The sequence below is a fragment of the Neorhizobium sp. SOG26 genome, assembly GCF_003491345.1.
Classification (GTDB): Bacteria; Pseudomonadota; Alphaproteobacteria; order Rhizobiales; family Rhizobiaceae; genus Neorhizobium; species Neorhizobium turbinariae.
In genome coordinates this window covers 1,693,282-1,708,863 of record NZ_CP025512.1, presented here as the reverse complement: position 1 = coordinate 1,708,863, position 15,582 = coordinate 1,693,282, and the positions used below count along the sequence as shown (strand labels likewise).

The 15,582-nt window shown below is 61.6% G+C and carries 14 protein-coding genes and 1 other RNA gene; 10 read left to right on the top strand and 5 right to left on the bottom strand.

Annotated features, from left to right (window positions below; genetic code table 11):
* Nucleotides 1–58 precede the first annotated feature (58 nt).
* Both CYG48_RS08515 and CYG48_RS08510 read right to left on the bottom strand, forming a co-directional pair.
* Complete coding sequence (locus tag CYG48_RS08515) at nucleotides 59–1,261, bottom strand: lytic murein transglycosylase (RefSeq protein WP_118849987.1); 1,203 nt, start codon at nucleotides 1,259–1,261, stop codon at nucleotides 59–61.
* Nucleotides 1,262–1,392: 131 nt separating this feature from the next.
* The gene (locus tag CYG48_RS08510) at nucleotides 1,393–2,181 is read right to left on the bottom strand and encodes a glycoside hydrolase family 25 protein (RefSeq protein WP_118849986.1); all 789 of its coding nucleotides are present in this window, start codon (nucleotides 2,179–2,181) and stop codon (nucleotides 1,393–1,395) included.
* A 207-nt stretch (nucleotides 2,182–2,388) separates the two neighbouring features.
* Between CYG48_RS08510 and CYG48_RS08505 the strand changes: the two genes are divergently transcribed.
* Complete coding sequence (locus CYG48_RS08505; RefSeq protein WP_118851560.1) at nucleotides 2,389–3,738, top strand: serine hydrolase domain-containing protein; 1,350 nt, start codon at nucleotides 2,389–2,391, stop codon at nucleotides 3,736–3,738.
* A gap of 32 nt (nucleotides 3,739–3,770) precedes the next feature.
* Here CYG48_RS08505 and CYG48_RS08500 read toward each other — a convergent pair whose 3' ends face one another.
* From CYG48_RS08500 to CYG48_RS08490, 3 genes are all read right to left on the bottom strand, one after another.
* The gene (locus tag CYG48_RS08500; RefSeq protein WP_118849985.1) at nucleotides 3,771–4,895 is read right to left on the bottom strand and encodes a lytic transglycosylase domain-containing protein; all 1,125 of its coding nucleotides are present in this window, start codon (nucleotides 4,893–4,895) and stop codon (nucleotides 3,771–3,773) included.
* A gap of 124 nt (nucleotides 4,896–5,019) precedes the next feature.
* Nucleotides 5,020–5,655 carry a hypothetical protein gene (locus CYG48_RS08495; RefSeq protein ID WP_118849984.1) on the bottom strand — a complete coding sequence of 212 codons (636 nt, stop codon included), beginning with the start codon at nucleotides 5,653–5,655 and terminating at the stop codon, nucleotides 5,020–5,022.
* A 45-nt stretch (nucleotides 5,656–5,700) separates the two neighbouring features.
* Nucleotides 5,701–6,912 carry a pyrophosphate--fructose-6-phosphate 1-phosphotransferase gene (locus CYG48_RS08490; RefSeq protein ID WP_118849983.1) on the bottom strand — a complete coding sequence of 404 codons (1,212 nt, stop codon included), beginning with the start codon at nucleotides 6,910–6,912 and terminating at the stop codon, nucleotides 5,701–5,703.
* Between the two features lie 399 nt (nucleotides 6,913–7,311).
* Between CYG48_RS08490 and CYG48_RS08485 the strand changes: the two genes are divergently transcribed.
* The 9 genes from CYG48_RS08485 to CYG48_RS08445 all read left to right on the top strand — a co-directional run bounded on the left by CYG48_RS08485 (nucleotide 7,312) and on the right by CYG48_RS08445 (nucleotide 15,557).
* Entirely contained in the window at nucleotides 7,312–8,061 is a 750-nt protein-coding gene (locus CYG48_RS08485; RefSeq protein ID WP_199925108.1) for a J domain-containing protein, read from the top strand.
* A complete protein-coding gene (locus tag CYG48_RS08480) occupies nucleotides 8,058–8,819 on the top strand; it encodes an N-acetylmuramoyl-L-alanine amidase (RefSeq protein WP_118849982.1) in 762 nt (253 codons plus the stop codon). The genes CYG48_RS08485 and CYG48_RS08480 overlap by 4 nt, the downstream gene beginning before the upstream one ends.
* 241 nt (nucleotides 8,820–9,060) lie before the next feature.
* Nucleotides 9,061–9,699: a lytic transglycosylase domain-containing protein gene (locus CYG48_RS08475; RefSeq protein WP_118849981.1), complete on the top strand. Its 639-nt coding sequence runs from the start codon at nucleotides 9,061–9,063 to the stop codon at nucleotides 9,697–9,699.
* A 64-nt stretch (nucleotides 9,700–9,763) separates the two neighbouring features.
* A complete protein-coding gene (locus CYG48_RS08470; protein ID WP_118849980.1) occupies nucleotides 9,764–10,960 on the top strand; it encodes an NAD(P)/FAD-dependent oxidoreductase in 1,197 nt (398 codons plus the stop codon).
* Between the two features lie 40 nt (nucleotides 10,961–11,000).
* Nucleotides 11,001–11,439: RNase P RNA component class A (gene rnpB / locus CYG48_RS08465), an RNA gene on the top strand.
* A gap of 430 nt (nucleotides 11,440–11,869) precedes the next feature.
* Nucleotides 11,870–12,304 carry a division/cell wall cluster transcriptional repressor MraZ gene (gene mraZ, locus CYG48_RS08460; RefSeq protein ID WP_118851558.1) on the top strand — a complete coding sequence of 145 codons (435 nt, stop codon included), beginning with the start codon at nucleotides 11,870–11,872 and terminating at the stop codon, nucleotides 12,302–12,304.
* A 14-nt stretch (nucleotides 12,305–12,318) separates the two neighbouring features.
* Nucleotides 12,319–13,344, top strand: a complete 1,026-nt coding sequence (gene rsmH / locus CYG48_RS08455) for a 16S rRNA (cytosine(1402)-N(4))-methyltransferase RsmH (protein WP_118849979.1) — start codon at nucleotides 12,319–12,321, stop codon at nucleotides 13,342–13,344.
* Between the two features lie 3 nt (nucleotides 13,345–13,347).
* Nucleotides 13,348–13,812, top strand: a complete 465-nt coding sequence (gene ftsL, locus CYG48_RS08450) for a cell division protein FtsL (RefSeq protein ID WP_118849978.1) — start codon at nucleotides 13,348–13,350, stop codon at nucleotides 13,810–13,812.
* Nucleotides 13,812–15,557, top strand: coding sequence for a peptidoglycan D,D-transpeptidase FtsI family protein (locus tag CYG48_RS08445; RefSeq protein ID WP_118849977.1), 1,746 nt, complete (start codon nucleotides 13,812–13,814; stop codon nucleotides 15,555–15,557). The genes ftsL and CYG48_RS08445 overlap by 1 nt, the downstream gene beginning before the upstream one ends.
* The last annotated feature ends 25 nt before the right edge of the window (nucleotides 15,558–15,582 follow it).

Sequence of the window (15,582 nt, the reverse complement as noted above, 5' to 3'; positions counted from 1 at the left end):
CAGAACCTATGGAGCGCCACCCGATTTGCACCGGGCGGCGCTTACCCATGTACTTGCCTTACAGGGCGGAAAGCAGATCCGCGGTCGGCCATCCGTCGGCCGGCAGTCCCAGGCGCGCCTGTTCCTTCTGCACGGCAACGCGGGTGCCGGATCCAAGAATACCGTCGATCTTGCCGACATCATGGCCGAGCGTCTGGAGCTTGGTTTGCAGCGCCTTCATGCCCGCGTCATCGAGGCCCGCATCCGGGGTGCCTTTTTGGTAGGGCGGGGCACCTGAGAGGCGGGTTGCGAAATAGGCGGCCGAGGTCGTGTAGATGAACGACTTGTTCCACTCGAGGTAGATCGCGAAGTTCGGGTAGGTGAGGAAGGCCGGTCCCTTACGGCCCTGCGGCAGGATGAGCGCAGCGGGAAGGTCACCGAAGCTGGTGTTGGCGTCGCGCGGTGTCACGCCAAGCTTGAACCACTCCGCCGCCGGCATCTCATTGCCAAGGCCGCTCTTGTCCCATGGCAGGGTCTCGGGCAGCGTCACTTCCTGGATCCATGGCTGGCCAGCCTTGAAGCCGAGGCTCTGGATGAACCTGGCAGCCGTCAGGATGGCATCGGGTGCGCTCGCCTTCACGTTGATATGGCCATCGCCGTCACCATCGACGCCAAAGGCGATGATGTCCTTCGGCAGCATCTGGACCTGGCCGATCTCGCCAGCCCATGCGCCGGTGTTGGTAGCCGGGTTGAGGTCACCGTGCTGGACCATCTCGATCAGCGCCAGCAGTTGCGGGCGGAAGAGCTCCGGCCGGCGGCAGTCATGCGCCAGCGTGACAAGTGCGTTGCGCGTGTTGAAGTCGCCCTGCACCGCGCCAAAATCAGTTTCCATGGCCCAGAATGCGGCGATCACGCCCGCAGGTACGCCGAATTCCTTCTCTGCGCGTGCGAAAACATCGGCGAACTGCTTCATCTTCTGGCGGCCGATATCGAGCCGGGCCTGGCTCACCGTGCGCTGGGAGAATTCAAGGAAGGTCTGGCGGAAGACGCCCTGGGCGCGGTCGCGGGAAAGGACCTTCTGGTCGATCTGCGCACCGGCCAGAGCTTCATCGGCTGCGCTGGCGGGAATGCCCATGCTGATGGCTTCGGCCTTCACACCCTCCAGGAAGTTCGAAAGATCACCGCCACAGGCAGGGGCGGGTGCCTGGGCGAGCGCCGTCGAGGCAAGGCAAGCGGAAACAAGGGAAGTTATGGCGAGACGACGAGCAAAAGCAGCGTACATGAGGCGTTCCTGAACTAGGTTTGGCACCGCCTCATCTCCAAAACATTCGTGACAAAAACATGGGCGGCCGGCAATCGCGGCGTTTTATCGCAAGCACGGACCAAGCGCCAGATGCAGTTGGGGCATCTGGCTTATCTGTTGGCGGCGGCGACCCAGGAATTCCAGTGTTTTGCAGAACCGGAGAAGACGTTGATGTCGAGCTCGCCCTTCACGCCCGGGATCAAGCCCGTCGATGTATATTGCCAGAAGGTCCAGCGGCGACCTGGATAGATGGCGCTCGGATGGGCTGCCACCGAACGCAGCCAGAAGTGATAGTCGTTGAAAGCGCCGACGAGGTTGTCGCGGTGGAAATCAACCGACGTGTAGATGATCGGCTTTCGCCCATCATGGGCTTCCACCCGGTTCATGAAACGGCGCATGACGTCGCGCACGGTTTCAGGATCGGGTCTCAGCTTGCAGGTGGGGGAAGCGTGGTTCCATTCCATGTCGAGCACCGGCGGCAGCATGTTTGCTTCCCTGGGCACATTGGCAATGAACCAGTCGGCCTGTTCCTCCGGCGTCGAGCAGAAATAATAGAAGTGGTAGGCCGCGTGCGGGATGCCTGCGGCAGCCGCATTGCGCCAATGGGTGCGGAAGGCGGAATCGATGCGGTCCTTGCCTTCGGTGCCCTTGATGAAGACGAAGGAGACACCGGCCTTCTTCAGAGCTGCCCAATCGATGTCGGTGCCGTTCCATTTGGAAAGGTCGATGCCATGGACCTCGTGCTTGCCCGGATGGTTGCTGCCAAAATCCTGCGGATCGCGGTCGCCGTAGCGCATCTTCTTGAGCGATGTGGTCTGCCCGAAGTCATAGCTGGTGGACGTGCAGCCGGTCAGCCCGATCATTGTCGTCGCAAGAAGGGCGATAAGAAATCGAGGCATGAAGATCCTGAATTGGTGGCCGCAGGGAACACGACATTGCCAGACGAAGCATGCGTGTGGCTCGCGAGCGCCATAACGTCTGAAAATGCAGTCGAGGGCAAGGCCATGGCCGAACAAGGTTTGGGGAGCAACGGATGTCCTTGAGCGTTAGGCACTTCCGCATGAGGGAGAATCCTGATTGCATGCGAGCTTAACGGGGGGATGTTGATGAGGTCGATGAAGCGCATCTTGAAGCTCGCTGCCGGTGTTGCCGCCGTGGCGCTGGTTGCGGGCGTGACATGGCTTTATGTGGCGCCGCCCGAACTCCTGCGTGTCGGCAGCGGTTATGCCGCCAAGATCGTCTGCTCCAATGTGTTCCTTGCCAATCGCGACAGCCAGGAGGTGCTGGAAGTGGATGTCCAGGCGCCGGGTCATCCGCTCCTGCGGCTGATGCGCGTATCGGTCGACGAGGACGAGAAGACGGTGCATGCCGCGATCCTCGGCGTTATCGGCGGCAATGACGCGGTTTACCGGGAGGGGCTGGGCTGCTCGGTCACCCCCGACGAGAGGACGACGGCGCTACCGCATCTGGCGGTGAATGACGAAGTGGCGGTGGACGGCAATACGTTGTGGCCGGAGGGGGCCGCCATCGAGCCTGACGCTCGGTTGACTGAGCAACTGGCAGATCCGGCACTTGTCGGGCCCGGCATGCGGGCGGTGGTTGTCGTCAAGGGCGGCAGGATCATTGCGGAAGCCTATGCGCCGGGCTTCAGCAAGGACACGCCGCTGCTCGGCTGGTCGATGACGAAGACGGTAACGGCGTCGATCATCGGCACGCTGGTGCGTGATGGCCGGATGTCGCTTGAGGATACGAGCCTGTTTCCGCAGTGGCGCAATGACCAGCGCGCCGAGATCACGGTCGCCAATCTCCTGGCGATGGAAAGCGGACTTGTCTTCAACGAAGGTTACGGCTCGGTTGCCGATGTGACGCGGATGCTCTTCCTCGAGCCGGACATGGCGGCCTATGCCGCCGACCAGCCGCTGGAGGCCGACCCGGGCACGCGCTTCAACTACTCCTCGGGCACCGCCGTGCTGCTCTCGAAGATCTGGATGGACCGGATCGGAAATCGCGTCTCAGCGCTCGCTTATCCGCACCTTGCCCTGTTCGGGCCCCTCGGCATGACGAGTGCGGTGATGGAAACGGATGCGGCCGGGACCTTTACCGGAAGCTCCTACATGTATGCCACCGCGCGCGACTGGGCGAAGTTCGGCCTGTTCCTGGCCCGCGATGGCGTCTGGAACGGCAACAGGATCCTGCCGGAGAATTTCGTCCGGCTGATGCATGAGCCGAATGGGTCTTCCAACGGCCGCTATTCGAAAATGCAGACATGGCTTCCCGGAGGCGGCGATGGCATTCCGCCGGACACCTTCGTGCTCGACGGACATGACGGGCAAAGCGTCGTCGTGATTCCGTCGCTGGATGTGGTCGTGGTGCGGCTTGGCCTGACGCCAAGGACGCTCGGCTACAAGCTGGCAGGGCTCATAGAGGCTGCCGCGAAAGCGGGAACGGCGCCCTGAGGCGCCGTTCTAACTGCTGAGAGAGGTTGCTGCTATTTCTCGAGGACGTGCAGCATGTCCTTGCGCTTGGCGTCATGGTAATAGCCGCGCGCATAAAGCTTGATGGCGTGGTCGTTCTTGTTGTCTGCGACGAGCCAAGCGCCACGCAGATACTTGATCGCGTATTTGAGGTTGGTTTCAGCATCAAGAAGACCGGATGCCGGGCCTTCGTACCCCATCGACTTGGCTGTAGGGTAGCTGATCTGCATCAGGCCCCAATAGCCGTTCTTGTTGTAGGCCGACGGATCATATTTGCTTTCGCGATGCACGACGCGGTGCACCAGCGATTCCGGCACGCCGTAAAGGCCGGAATAACGCTTGATGAGCTTCATCAGCTCCGGCGTGGCATTGGCCGCGCTTGCCGGCAGCGGGTCGGGTGCGGGCGGAAATTCCATGGCCTTCAGCGATGCGACCGCATGCGGAGCAGACGCATAAGCAAGCGTCGCCGAAGAAGGTGGGCGCGCGGAAGCTGCCGTGATGGTCGGGCGATCCGGGCGCGGCGTCGGCACCACGCGCTGCAGCGCCACCATGTCCGGGGTCAGTTCTGGTTCATCGAGCGCAATGGCCGCGGCGGCTGCCGGCTGGATCTTGCCCTCGGCAACGCCCGGGGCGACCTCTGTCGAGACGAGACGGCCAACCTTTGCGGTGGACGACGGCTGCTGGCGCGAGGCTGCGAGAATGGTGGAGGTTGCCGGTGCATGCCAGTCTGCGACCGGTGCAGCCTGGGCAGAGGCAACAAGTGTCGGGGTCGCCGGTGCGGCGGCTGGAGCCTGGGCCAACTGCTGGGTGTTTGCATCCGCTGCCGGGTCGGCAAGAGCAACCTGGGCAGCCATTTCGGGGGTGGCGATTGCCTGATCCTGGGCGGTGGCGACTTCGGCCTCGGTCGGAACGGCGATCGGGAGGCGGACTGTCTTGGAAAGAGCGACTGTCGTCTGGGCGCCCGTTCCGGTCGTCTGCATCTGTGCAAGCTGCTGGCCCGACGCCGTATTCTGGGCTCCTGCTGCCGGCGCATTTGTCGCCAGCTTGGTTTCCCGTTCGACGCTCGAGCAACCAGCCAGGAGGGAGGTTACCGCGCATGCGAGCACAGTTCCTTGACCGAGGATCCGGATCTTCGCCATCAGGTCACTTTCATGGAATTGGTTACCACCGTCCGCCCACGCCTTAACAAAAAGCGAAGTTTCATTAACCTATTGGGCGGCGTCCGGCAAGACCGATCGCCCTGCTGATCGGCAGAGGGGGGGGTCAGGCGGCGATCCGGCGGTAGCCCGCGGAGACAGCACGTCGCGAAATGAACTGGGCGCGCGGCTTGCCAAGGGCGGGACTGAGCGACCCGAGGCGACGCTTGCGGCCGAGAAGGCGACGGGGGAAGGCGATGTGCACGCTCATCGCGATGACGGCGCAGACGAGGAAGACGGACTGCAGTTCGAGCAGCTGGGGAAGGAGCGGGAGGCGAGGCTCGATGACCGTCGCCAGCACGGCAGCAAGGACGACGATGTAGCGTGGAGCGATCGCCGTGCGCTGGACAAGATTGCTAAAGATTCGGGTGCTGCCATATTGCGGCAGGTTGTCGTTGTCGGCGGCGAGGCCGCAGACGCGCGGGTCCTGAAGCGACCAGAGCACGTAAAGCATGAGATAGCCGACGCCGCCCCAGGCGAGGGCGGCAAGAAGGCCCGGGGCAAAAAGCGCGACGAGCGCCATCGGAACCATAGCCAGAACAAGTGCTGTCGAAAGGCCGACGGCGCAGGCTGGCACAGTCAGGATCGCGGTCTTGCGACCTTTCTGGGTGGCAAAAAGGGCGGCTTCACAGGCGGTCGGGTTCGGCAGGAGGACGAGCGCGATGGTCGTCGCGGCGAAAGCGAGCAAGGTTTCTATCGTCATCTCATACCTCCCGGACTGCCGCCATGCCGTCCGCTATGCCATTGATTACGCTGCCTGGAAGGGTTGGCCGATATGGTCCATCACTTCCGCAAACCATTTTGCATTTAGATCGAAGTGTTTGCCACCTTTAATTCGTGGGAATTCGATCGTCCGAAGCTTGCCGTTCTGGTCTTCGTCGTGGCCCGTGACGCCCGACACCTTGTTCAGTGCGCTTTCGACCGCGAGGTCGACCATGCCCTGGATGAGACGCAGGTCGTCTGCATTGGCGGGCGCCGAGCGAGCGAAGTAACCTGATTTCTGAACCATGGAGCGATCCGCGCCGATGAGGGCCGCAAATTGCTTCTGGAACCAGCCGCCGACATTGATCGTGTCGAGCTTCACATGGCCAAACGCGTCGCGCGGCACCGCTTCACCGGCAGCCTCGCGCTCGGCGACGATGGTTTCCAGCCCTGCGCCTTCCGAGACGAACAGGGTCACGAAGCCGCGCTTGTCCATGACGTCCTTGAGGCGTGCCGCCTCCTGTTCCAGGTCGAACGCCATTTCCGGCAAATAGATCCCGTCGATGTTCTTCATCGACGTGTTCATCATGAAGCCCTCGACATATTCATTGTCCTTGGTCTTCTGGATATAGGCACGCGCAGTCGCCGCTGTCAGCCAGCCGCAGTGACGACCCATCACTTCGTGGATCACGAATGTGCGAGGTGCGGCACTCTGCTCGTTGGAAACGTGGTCGAAGAAGTGTGCGCCGACCTCGGCAGCCGTCCAGGCGCCGAGAGACTGGCGGATCGGCACGACGTCGTTATCGACCGTCTTCGGGAGCCCGACGACCGTCAGGTCGTAACCATTGGCGCCGAGATAGGCGGCGAGATCGGCCGCCGTGGTGTTGGTATCGTCACCGCCGATCGTGTGGAGAATGGTGACGCCATCGGCGGCCAGGCGATCGGCTGCCACCTGAAGCGGGTTGTCGCCTTCCTTCACGAGGCCGCGCTTGACGCAGTCGGCCGTGTTGGTGAGCTTGACGCGGCTGTTGCCGATCGGCGAGCCGCCATAGCGGTGCAGGAGGTAGGCTTTCTCGCGCATGTCCTGCGAGATCTCGATCTTGTCGCCGAGGAGCACCCCCTGGTAACCGGATCTATAGGCGATCAGCTCGATCTCAGGCGCGACGTCCGAATACCGTTCGATCAAGCCGCCGACGGCTGAAGACAGGCACGGGGCAAGGCCCCCAGCGGTCAACATTGCAACTTTCTGCTTCGCCATCGTTCCTCCTTGACGCCATCGCGCATGATACGTTCCAAGCCAAATGGATGCGATACCAGGCGGCGTCTGTAAAGCGGATTTCTCAACGAAAACCGGTATTTCGCGGTATCGAGCAGATGTTGATGACTGGACGCTGCGACTTAATCGTTTGAATGCGGACTCTTCGGTAGCGGGTGCCAAGTGAAGCGCCCAGCTGCGACGTCCATGACATCGTCAGCGGGAACCGGAGCGAATCCCCGTGGTTCTTCCGGACAAGAACACGTTCATGATCGGGTCCTGCAGGCGGCGGAAACGCCTGTGGGAAGGCCGCTGATTATTCGGAAAACATGAACAGAGTTTAATCTGAAACGCGCCTTTGGGCGTCTTGCAACGGTAAAGAATCTCTGGTCCACTGCGCATATGATTTTCGATTTTGCATGCCTCCAATTTTCCTCCCTCTGGGAACGTCTTCTCGGCGCCGTTGGCGACGCCGCCGGCGGCGTGCTCGGCCGCGTGGTCGAGGCGATCCGGACTGTCTTTGAGGGCGACCCGGAAACGCGTCGGCAGGTTTCGTTCTCTGTCGCCATCATCGCGCTCTCGGCCAAGATGGCGAAGGCGGACGGCATCGTGACCGAGGCGGAAGTGAAGGCTTTCCAGCAGATCTTCGATTTCCCGGATGAAGAAGCACGCAACGTCGCGCGACTCTACAATCTCGCGCGCCAGGACGTTGCGGGCTACGAGGCCTACGCGACGAAGCTCGCGGGGCTCTGCAGCCCGGGTGCTGGCAAGGTCGATAACTGCCCGATGCTGGAAAACGTCATCGATGGGCTGTTCCACATCGCCAAGGCCGATGGTCTCGTGCACGAGAAGGAACTCGTCTTCCTTGGTCGCATTGCCGAGATCTTCAGGATCGACGAAGCGCATTTCCGCAGGATCATGGCGCGGCACGTCCATCTTGACGGTGCGGACCCTTATCTCATCCTCGGTGTGTCGCCGGAAGATGACTTCCCGAAGATCCGCAAGCAGTACCGGCTGCTGGTCTCCGAGCATCATCCGGACCGGTTGATTGCGCGTGGCGTGCCGGTTTCCCTGCATGCTGCCGCCAATGAGCGGATGGCTGCACTCAATGCTGCCTATGAGGCTATCGAGAAAGAGCGCCGCGCAGCATGACGGCATTTTCCGCCGATTTTTCCGGCGCGACGGTCTGTCCTTCTCCCAACCACGGCGAACGTGCCGGCGGCCGGCAGCCGGATATGATCATCCTGCACTACACGGGCATGCCAACGGCGGGGCAGGCGCTCGCCTGGCTCTGCAACGGCGAGAGCCAGGTCTCCAGTCACTACTTCATCCATGAAGACGGACGCGTCGACCAACTCGTGCCCGAGGCGCGCCGCGCCTGGCACGCGGGCAAGAGCGAATGGGCCGGTGAGACGGATATCAACTCGTGCTCGATCGGGATCGAGATTGCCAATCCGGGCCATCCCGGAGGCCTGCCGCCGTTTCCGGATGCGCAGATCCAGGCGGTGATTGAATTGTGTCGTGATTGCGGCGCGCGGTGGAAGATCGCCCCTGAACGGGTGCTCGGGCACTCGGATGTGGCACCCATCCGCAAGGTTGACCCCGGCGAAAATTTCCCCTGGGAGAAATTGCACCTTGACGGGATTGGCCACTGGATCGCTCCGACCCAAATCACCGGCGGGCGGTTTTTCCAGTATGGCGAGAGCGGGCAGCCGATCGAGGCGCTGCAATCGATGCTGTCGGTGTACGGCTACGCCATTGAAGTTTCTGGTACTTTTTGTGAACGGACCAAGGGCGTCGTGGAAGCCTTCCAGCGCCATTTCCGTCCGCAACTGGTGGATGGGATCGCCGATTTCTCGACGATCGACACGCTGCATCGGCTGCTAAAGGCGCTGCCGAAATTCAACTAGTGTGAACGAGCAGCGCGCGGTTTGGTTCCGTGGCCTAAAGCCGAAAAATCCCCGTTGCCACATCCTGACCGCATTAGCTGGTTCTAAAAGAGACCGTTCGTGCGGCCACCACAGTAGGACGGGGTTGCAAAGATAAACGTTCAGGTTTCGTGAAGCCCCGCGCCGTCTACCGGTGACGCGGTGAGAGGATGTCTGCGTATCGACATCCGCGAGCCTGTTGTACCGGAGACAGTTGTACTCAATGAAGACCATGTTTGTTGCTGCCGCGGCTGGCCTTGCCATGCTGATCGCGGGAGGGGAAGTTGTGCGCGCTGAAGACAGCGGCGAAGCCCGTGTTTATACCAAGCCTCTGATCATTCCGTGGGAAACACGCGAAACCGGGTTTGCTGCTCCCACGGCTGTTGACCGCCGTCTGGTGCGCCGCGTCCACTATACCAAACTGATCACCCAGTATGCTGAGCTTTATGGCGTTCCGGTTGGCATCGCGCATGCCGTCGTTCAGGTGGAGAGCAATTTCCGACCGACGGTGAAGGGCAGCGCCGGCGAGATCGGCCTGATGCAGATCAAGCCGGCCACGGCGCGCCAGATGGGTTACGAAGGTCCTGACCACGGGCTCTTCGACCCGGAAACCAACATTCGCTACGGCATGAAGTATCTCGCCGGCGCGCATGATCGCGGCGACGGCAAGGTCTGTGGCACGATCCTCAAGTACAATGCAGGTCACGCCGCCAAGAAGATGAACCCGGTTTCCAAGCGCTACTGCGCCAAGGTGCAGGCGATCCTGGAAAAGGAAAAGCAAACGGCGCCGGCCTCCGGTTCGTCACTCGCGTTTGATGTGCGGCCGCTGAAATATCCGACCTCGACGCCGATGATATTTTGATTCCGGTTGTCGCCGGAACCCTCTAGAAAGACAGCATGAATGTCATGCTGCAGAGGGTTGAAAGATGGCGACGCGATACCGGTATATCGTAATCGGCAGGGGAATGATGGGCACCGCCGCCGCCCGTTACCTGTCGAAGTGGACCGATGGCGTTGCGTTGATCGGTCCCGGTGAGCCGGCGGACTACCGACGTCATGACGGCGTCTTCGCCAGCCACTACGACGAGGCGCGCATTACCAGGACGATCGACCCCGATCCGGTCTGGGCGCGCCTCGCCAATCGCTCCATCGATCGCTACGCAGAGATTGCCGCGACAAGCGGCATCGACTTCTATTCCGAAACCGGATGCCTTCTCGTTGGCCCGCAGCCGGAAAATGATGCGGCCTATGTCACCAGGATCCTCGACGCCGCGCGGCGGCTCGACGTGGTGACGGGAACGGTTTTGGACGATGCGCTTGCAGCGAAATTTCCATACTTCTCTTTTCCGGCTGGCAGCCAGGGGGTGTGGGAAGCAAAGCGGGCAGGCAACATCAATCCGCGAAGGCTTGTGAACGCGCAGGTCCTGCTTGCCGAGCGGCAGGGCGCAGCCATCATTCCGGAGACTGTTTCGAGCGTCCGCCAGGAGGGGGATTTCGCTACGGTCTCGACGGTCGAGGGCAAGACGTATCAGGCCGACAAGGTGCTGGTGGCCGCCGGTGGTTTTTCTATTAACGAGAATCTCTTGCCGCGACGTCTTGATCTGAAGGTTTATGCCCGCACGGTGGCCTTCTTCGAGATCGACCAGCAGACTTTAGACGCCTGGGGCTCGGTCCCGTCGCTTATCTGGAAATGGAGCGAAGCCGACGAGGGGATTTATCTCCTTCCGCCGGTCCGTTACCCGGACGGCAAGCTCTACATCAAGATTGGCGGCGATCCGGATGATGTGCTCCTGCCCACGGAGCCGGAGATCCGTGCTTGGTTCAAGAGCGGCGGGCGCGAAAGCACCAAACGGCATCTAACCGAAGTCATGCGGACGCTGATGCCGGAGCTCGACCTGTCGCGGTCTTCCATGGCGGCCTGCGTCACCTCCTTCACGCCGACGGGCTACCCGGCCATTGCCATGACCGAGGCGGACCGCATCGGCGTTCTCAGCGGCGGCTGCGGCGCGGCGGCCAAGAGTTCCGACGAGATTGGACGGCTGGGCGCCGAACTGGTTCACCATGGACGTATCATCGACGACGCCTATGCGGCCGAAACGGATTTCCGCGCCGATTACCTCTAGCCTCTGGTAATCTCGAGCTGCCTCCGTTATTGACCGGCTGCCAGTTGGCCGGGCAGCCGCGCTTTACCAATGCCGAAAGGCGGTAGGGTGAGGAAAGTCCGGGCTCCACGGAATCACGGTGCCGGATAACGTCCGGCGGGGGCGACCCCAGGGAAAGTGCCACAGAAAGGAAACCGCCCCGCTTGCTGTACCGCTCTTGTTGAGAAGCGGCAGAGCTAGCGGGGTAAGGGTGAAAGGGTGGGGTAAGAGCCCACCGCGCTTCTGGTAACAGCGGCGGCAAGGTAAACCCCACCGGGAGCAAGACCGAATAGGGATGACGTGGGTCCAGGCCTCGGCCTGGGCTACAGCCGGTTTCCGGGCCAGTCATCCGGGTGGGTTGCGTGAGGCGGCATGCAAATGTCGTCCCAGATGAATGGCTGCCACGTTTCGGTGTTCGCGCCGAGGCCATACAGAACCCGGCTTACAGGCCAACTGGCGTTTACCTCTCCTCCTCCAAAGACCGCACAACGGTGTACCGCAGAGGCTGTCCGGCGGTCGGTTGAAATTATTCACACCATCGCTAATAAGCGTGCCGGATCATTGGCTTATCACATGCCTGAAGTAGGTTTGGCGGGGACTGCAGAGGCAGTTTGTGCATCATGCCTGATAACCCTTTGTTAAACTTAACAGCTTATAAATAAATCAGGCTTGGGAGCGGCTAGCGGGGCCATTCCCATTGACGCCCATATGGTCCCATGGTATCCCAAAATCGCACTTCAAAGGGGCGAATAAGCGCCCGCCAATCCCAGAGTTTCGGCTTCATCGCCGGGCGAGTTATCGGCCCTGCGCGTGGCGAAGCTTTGTCTTGGTTGGAAGTGCTGGAGGGGCGGATTTTCGCCCATCGATGCAACGGGGCGGATGTTTGGCGTGATGAGCCGCTTCCTGTCGAACGCGACGAACAGAATCGATGCGAAGGGACGGGTCTCCGTCCCGGCGGGTTTCCGTGCGGTTCTTTCGCAGCGTGGGATTCAGGAGTTGTATTGTCTCCAGGATTTCATCTTTCCGGCCGTGAGCGTCGGAGGTCCAGATCTGCTCGATCGCTACGAGCGGCAGATCGCCTCGGTCGATCCGTTTTCGGTGGAAGCGAACCGGATGTCGCTGCTTATTCACGGTGGCGGCGTCTTCATGAGGCTCGATGCGGAGGGCCGGCTGATGGTCACGGATTTCATCCGCGACTTCACGGGAATCAGCACGGAAGTCACCTTTGTCGGGCGCTCGGATCATTTTCAGCTTTGGCAGCCGCAGGCGTTCCACGAGGCGCAGGCGGCGGCAAGAGAGGGGCGCTCGAGTTCGCGTCCAGGCTAGGACGGGAGTGCGGAATGGCGGCGAATTCTGGCGGCGGAATAACCGAGGCCGGTGGCGGACCGGTTCGTCACATTCCGGTTCTCCTGAGGGAAGTCATCGAGGCGCTCGAGCCTCAACCCGGCAAGATCATCCTCGACGGCACATTCGGGGCGGGCGGTTACACGTCCGCCCTGCTTGCCGCCGGTGCCGATGTGATCGCGCTTGATCGCGATCCGACGGCGATTGCTGCCGGGCAGGCGCTGGTGGCCCAGAGTGGTGGTCATCTTCAGCTCATCCAGTCGGAGTTTTCACGGTTGGCCGATCATGCGCCGGCTGCGGGGCTCGATGGTGTCGTGCTCGATATCGGCGTGTCTTCCATGCAGATCGACGAGGCCGAGCGCGGCTTCTCGTTCCAGAAGAACGGCCCGCTCGACATGCGCATGTCGGGGCAGGGCGTTTCTGCCGCTGATGTCGTCAACCGCGCCAAGGTCGGCGACCTGATCCGGATCTTCGGTTTCCTGGGCGAGGAAAAGCAGGCAGGCCGTATCGCCCGCGCCATCGAAAAGCGCCGCGCTTCCGAATTGTTCACGACGACCCGTGATCTCGCCAACTTCATCGAGAGCGTCAATCCACGCAAGGCGAAGGACAAGATCCACCCGGCGACCCGCGTCTTCCAGGCGCTGCGGATCTTCGTCAACGACGAGCTGGGCGAACTTGCGCAGGCGCTGTTTGCCGCCGAGCGTGCCCTGAAGCCCGGCGGTCGTCTCGTGGTGGTGACATTCCATTCGCTGGAAGATCGCATCGTCAAGCAGTTCTTCTCCGACCGTTCCGGCAAGGCATCCGGTTCGCGGCACCTGCCGATGGTCGAAGCCAAGCCCGCCATTTTCGAAACACTTGGCAAGTCGATGATTGCGGCAAGCGACGAGGAGGCGGAAGCCAACCCGCGGGCCCGCTCCGCCAAGCTTCGCGCCGGCGTCCGTACCGAGGTAGCAGCGCGTACCGCCGACCTGTCGATTTTCGATCTTCCTGATCTCGCAAGCCTAGCCAAGATGGGAGCCTGAGACATGCTGCGTAGCTTTGATCTCGTGCTGATCGGCATCATGACCGCAACCGCGGTGGTGACCTACACCATCAAGCATCGTGCTGATGAGAAGCTTGCCGAGGTGCGCCGGCTGGAGCAGGAAATCAGGCTCGAGAAGGACACGATCGACCTTTTGAAGGCAGACTGGGCGCTGCTGACCCAGCCGAACCGGCTGCATCGGCTGATCAATACCTACAGTGCCGAACTCGAGCTGGTTCCGACCGAGCCGACGCAGCTGGCGATGCCGCAGGAGCTTCCGATGATGCGCGCGGCCCTGCCGCAGCCGGAAACGACGATCGAAGACATCATTGCCGGCAAGAACAGCGAAGTTGCCAAGGCCCTCAAGGGCGTAGCTGCCGCCAAGGCCAATCCCGCGTCGAAGATTCCGGTGCCGATTGCGCGCCGTCCGAACGTTGAAGCAATTTCTACTGGATCGGTGAAACGCTAATGTCTTTCCTTTCCCGCATCATGGTCCTGAAGAGCCGCGCCCATTTCAACACTGGCGGTCGCGGCAGTGCTCCCTCGGCTGGCGCCTCTTTCCAGGGCACGCGCAAGAAGAAGTCGGCCCAGGCCAAGAACCGCGTCGGGCTGCTGATTGCAGGCTTCACGGTGTTCTACTGCGTGATCGGCGGGCGCCTCGTGCAATACGGCATGGCCGAGCCTCTCACGACATCGAGCATCCTGCCGCCCGACCGGCTGCTCGCGTCGCGTCCCGATCTGGTGGACCGCAATGGAGAGGTTCTTGCGACCGACATCCGCACGGTCTCGCTGTTTGCCGAACCGCACAAGATTGTCGATGCGGACGAAGTGATCGAGAAGCTTTCGACAGTGCTGCACGACCTCGACGTGAAGGGCACCTATTCCAAGCTCAAGTCAAACTCCCGCTTCCAGTGGCTGCGCCGTCAGCTGACGCCGAAGCAGCAGAGCCAGATTCTGGCACTCGGCATCCCGGGCATCGGCTTTCGTCCAGAGAAGCGCCGGTTCTATCCCGGTGGGCCGACCGCCGCCCACGTTGTCGGTTACGTCAATATCGACAACCGTGGCGTTGCCGGCATGGAGCGTTACGTCGACAACCAGGGCCTGGCGGATCTCGCTGCCGTCGGCATGACCTCCAGCCAGCCGCTTGAGCCGGTGAAGCTGTCTATCGATGTGCGTGTGCAGGCGATTGTTCGCGAGGTCGTCACCACCGCGATCCAGAAGTTCCAGGCGCTTGGCGCCGGTGGCGTGGTCATGGATGCTCATACCGGCGAAATCCTTGCCATGGTCTCGGTTCCGGATTTCGACCCGAACAATCCTGCCGAAGGCGGCGAGGAAGGCTGGCTCAACCGCATGTCGAACGGCACGTTCGAAATGGGCTCGACCTTCAAGTCTTTCACCGTGGCAATGGGCCTCGACGACGGGAAGATGAACCTCCAGAGCACCTTTGACGCGCGCTTCCCGATCCGAATCGGCGGCTTCACGATCAAGGACTTCCACGGCAAGGGCCGCGTGCTGAGCGTGCCCGAGATCTTCCAGTATTCTTCCAACATCGGCACGGCGAAGATTGCCGACGCCGTCGGGATCGAGGGCCACAAGGCGTTCCTCGAAAAGCTTGGTCTGCTCACCAAGATGAAAACCGAACTGCCGGAAGTGGCACAGCCGAGCCAGCCGCGGACGTGGAAGAAGATCAATTCGATCACCATTTCCTTCGGCCACGGTGTCTCGACGACGCCGTTGCAGACGGCAGTTGCGGGTGCTGCACTTCTCAATGGCGGCAAGTACATTCCGCCGACATTCCTGCCGCGCAGCCGCGAAGAAGCCGACCAGATCGCGACGCAGGTGCTGAAGCCGACGACCAGCCGGGACATGCGCTTCCTGTTTGAGTGGAACGGCGTCAATGGTTCGGGCCGCAATGCCCGCGTGCCCGGCTTCAACGTCGGGGGCAAGACCGGCACGGCCGACAAGGTCGTCAACGGCCGCTATGCGCATGACAAGAACTTCAACGCCTTCCTGGCGGGCTTCCCGATGGACAACCCGCGTTACGTGGTGTTGACCTTCATCGATGAGCCGAAAACCGACAAGGGCAATGGTGCAGCGCTTGCCGGCACCAGTGCGGCGCCGATGGTGAAGGACATCATCAGCCGCTCTGCAGCCATTCTCGGGGTTAAACCAAAATTCGGCAAAGACGGTTCTGCCCTGCTTGTGTCTTATTGAGTACTACAAATCGGCACACGATTCG

Coding starts and splice junctions, on each gene's coding strand:
- ftsL (WP_118849978.1), top strand. CDS start 13,348: ATGCTGCGTAGCTTTGATCTCGTGCTGATCGGCATCATGACCGCAACC.
- CYG48_RS08495 (WP_118849984.1), bottom strand. CDS start 5,655: ATGACGATAGAAACCTTGCTCGCTTTCGCCGCGACGACCATCGCGCTC.
- CYG48_RS08475 (WP_118849981.1), top strand. CDS start 9,061: ATGAAGACCATGTTTGTTGCTGCCGCGGCTGGCCTTGCCATGCTGATC.
- CYG48_RS08490 (WP_118849983.1), bottom strand. CDS start 6,912: ATGGCGAAGCAGAAAGTTGCAATGTTGACCGCTGGGGGCCTTGCCCCG.
- CYG48_RS08470 (WP_118849980.1), top strand. CDS start 9,764: ATGGCGACGCGATACCGGTATATCGTAATCGGCAGGGGAATGATGGGC.
- CYG48_RS08485 (WP_199925108.1), top strand. CDS start 7,312: ATGATTTTCGATTTTGCATGCCTCCAATTTTCCTCCCTCTGGGAACGT.
- CYG48_RS08510 (WP_118849986.1), bottom strand. CDS start 2,181: ATGCCTCGATTTCTTATCGCCCTTCTTGCGACGACAATGATCGGGCTG.
- CYG48_RS08505 (WP_118851560.1), top strand. CDS start 2,389: ATGAGGTCGATGAAGCGCATCTTGAAGCTCGCTGCCGGTGTTGCCGCC.
- CYG48_RS08480 (WP_118849982.1), top strand. CDS start 8,058: ATGACGGCATTTTCCGCCGATTTTTCCGGCGCGACGGTCTGTCCTTCT.
- CYG48_RS08515 (WP_118849987.1), bottom strand. CDS start 1,261: ATGTACGCTGCTTTTGCTCGTCGTCTCGCCATAACTTCCCTTGTTTCC.
- CYG48_RS08500 (WP_118849985.1), bottom strand. CDS start 4,895: ATGGCGAAGATCCGGATCCTCGGTCAAGGAACTGTGCTCGCATGCGCG.
- CYG48_RS08445 (WP_118849977.1), top strand. CDS start 13,812: ATGTCTTTCCTTTCCCGCATCATGGTCCTGAAGAGCCGCGCCCATTTC.
- rsmH (WP_118849979.1), top strand. CDS start 12,319: ATGGCGGCGAATTCTGGCGGCGGAATAACCGAGGCCGGTGGCGGACCG.
- mraZ (WP_118851558.1), top strand. CDS start 11,870: ATGAGCCGCTTCCTGTCGAACGCGACGAACAGAATCGATGCGAAGGGA.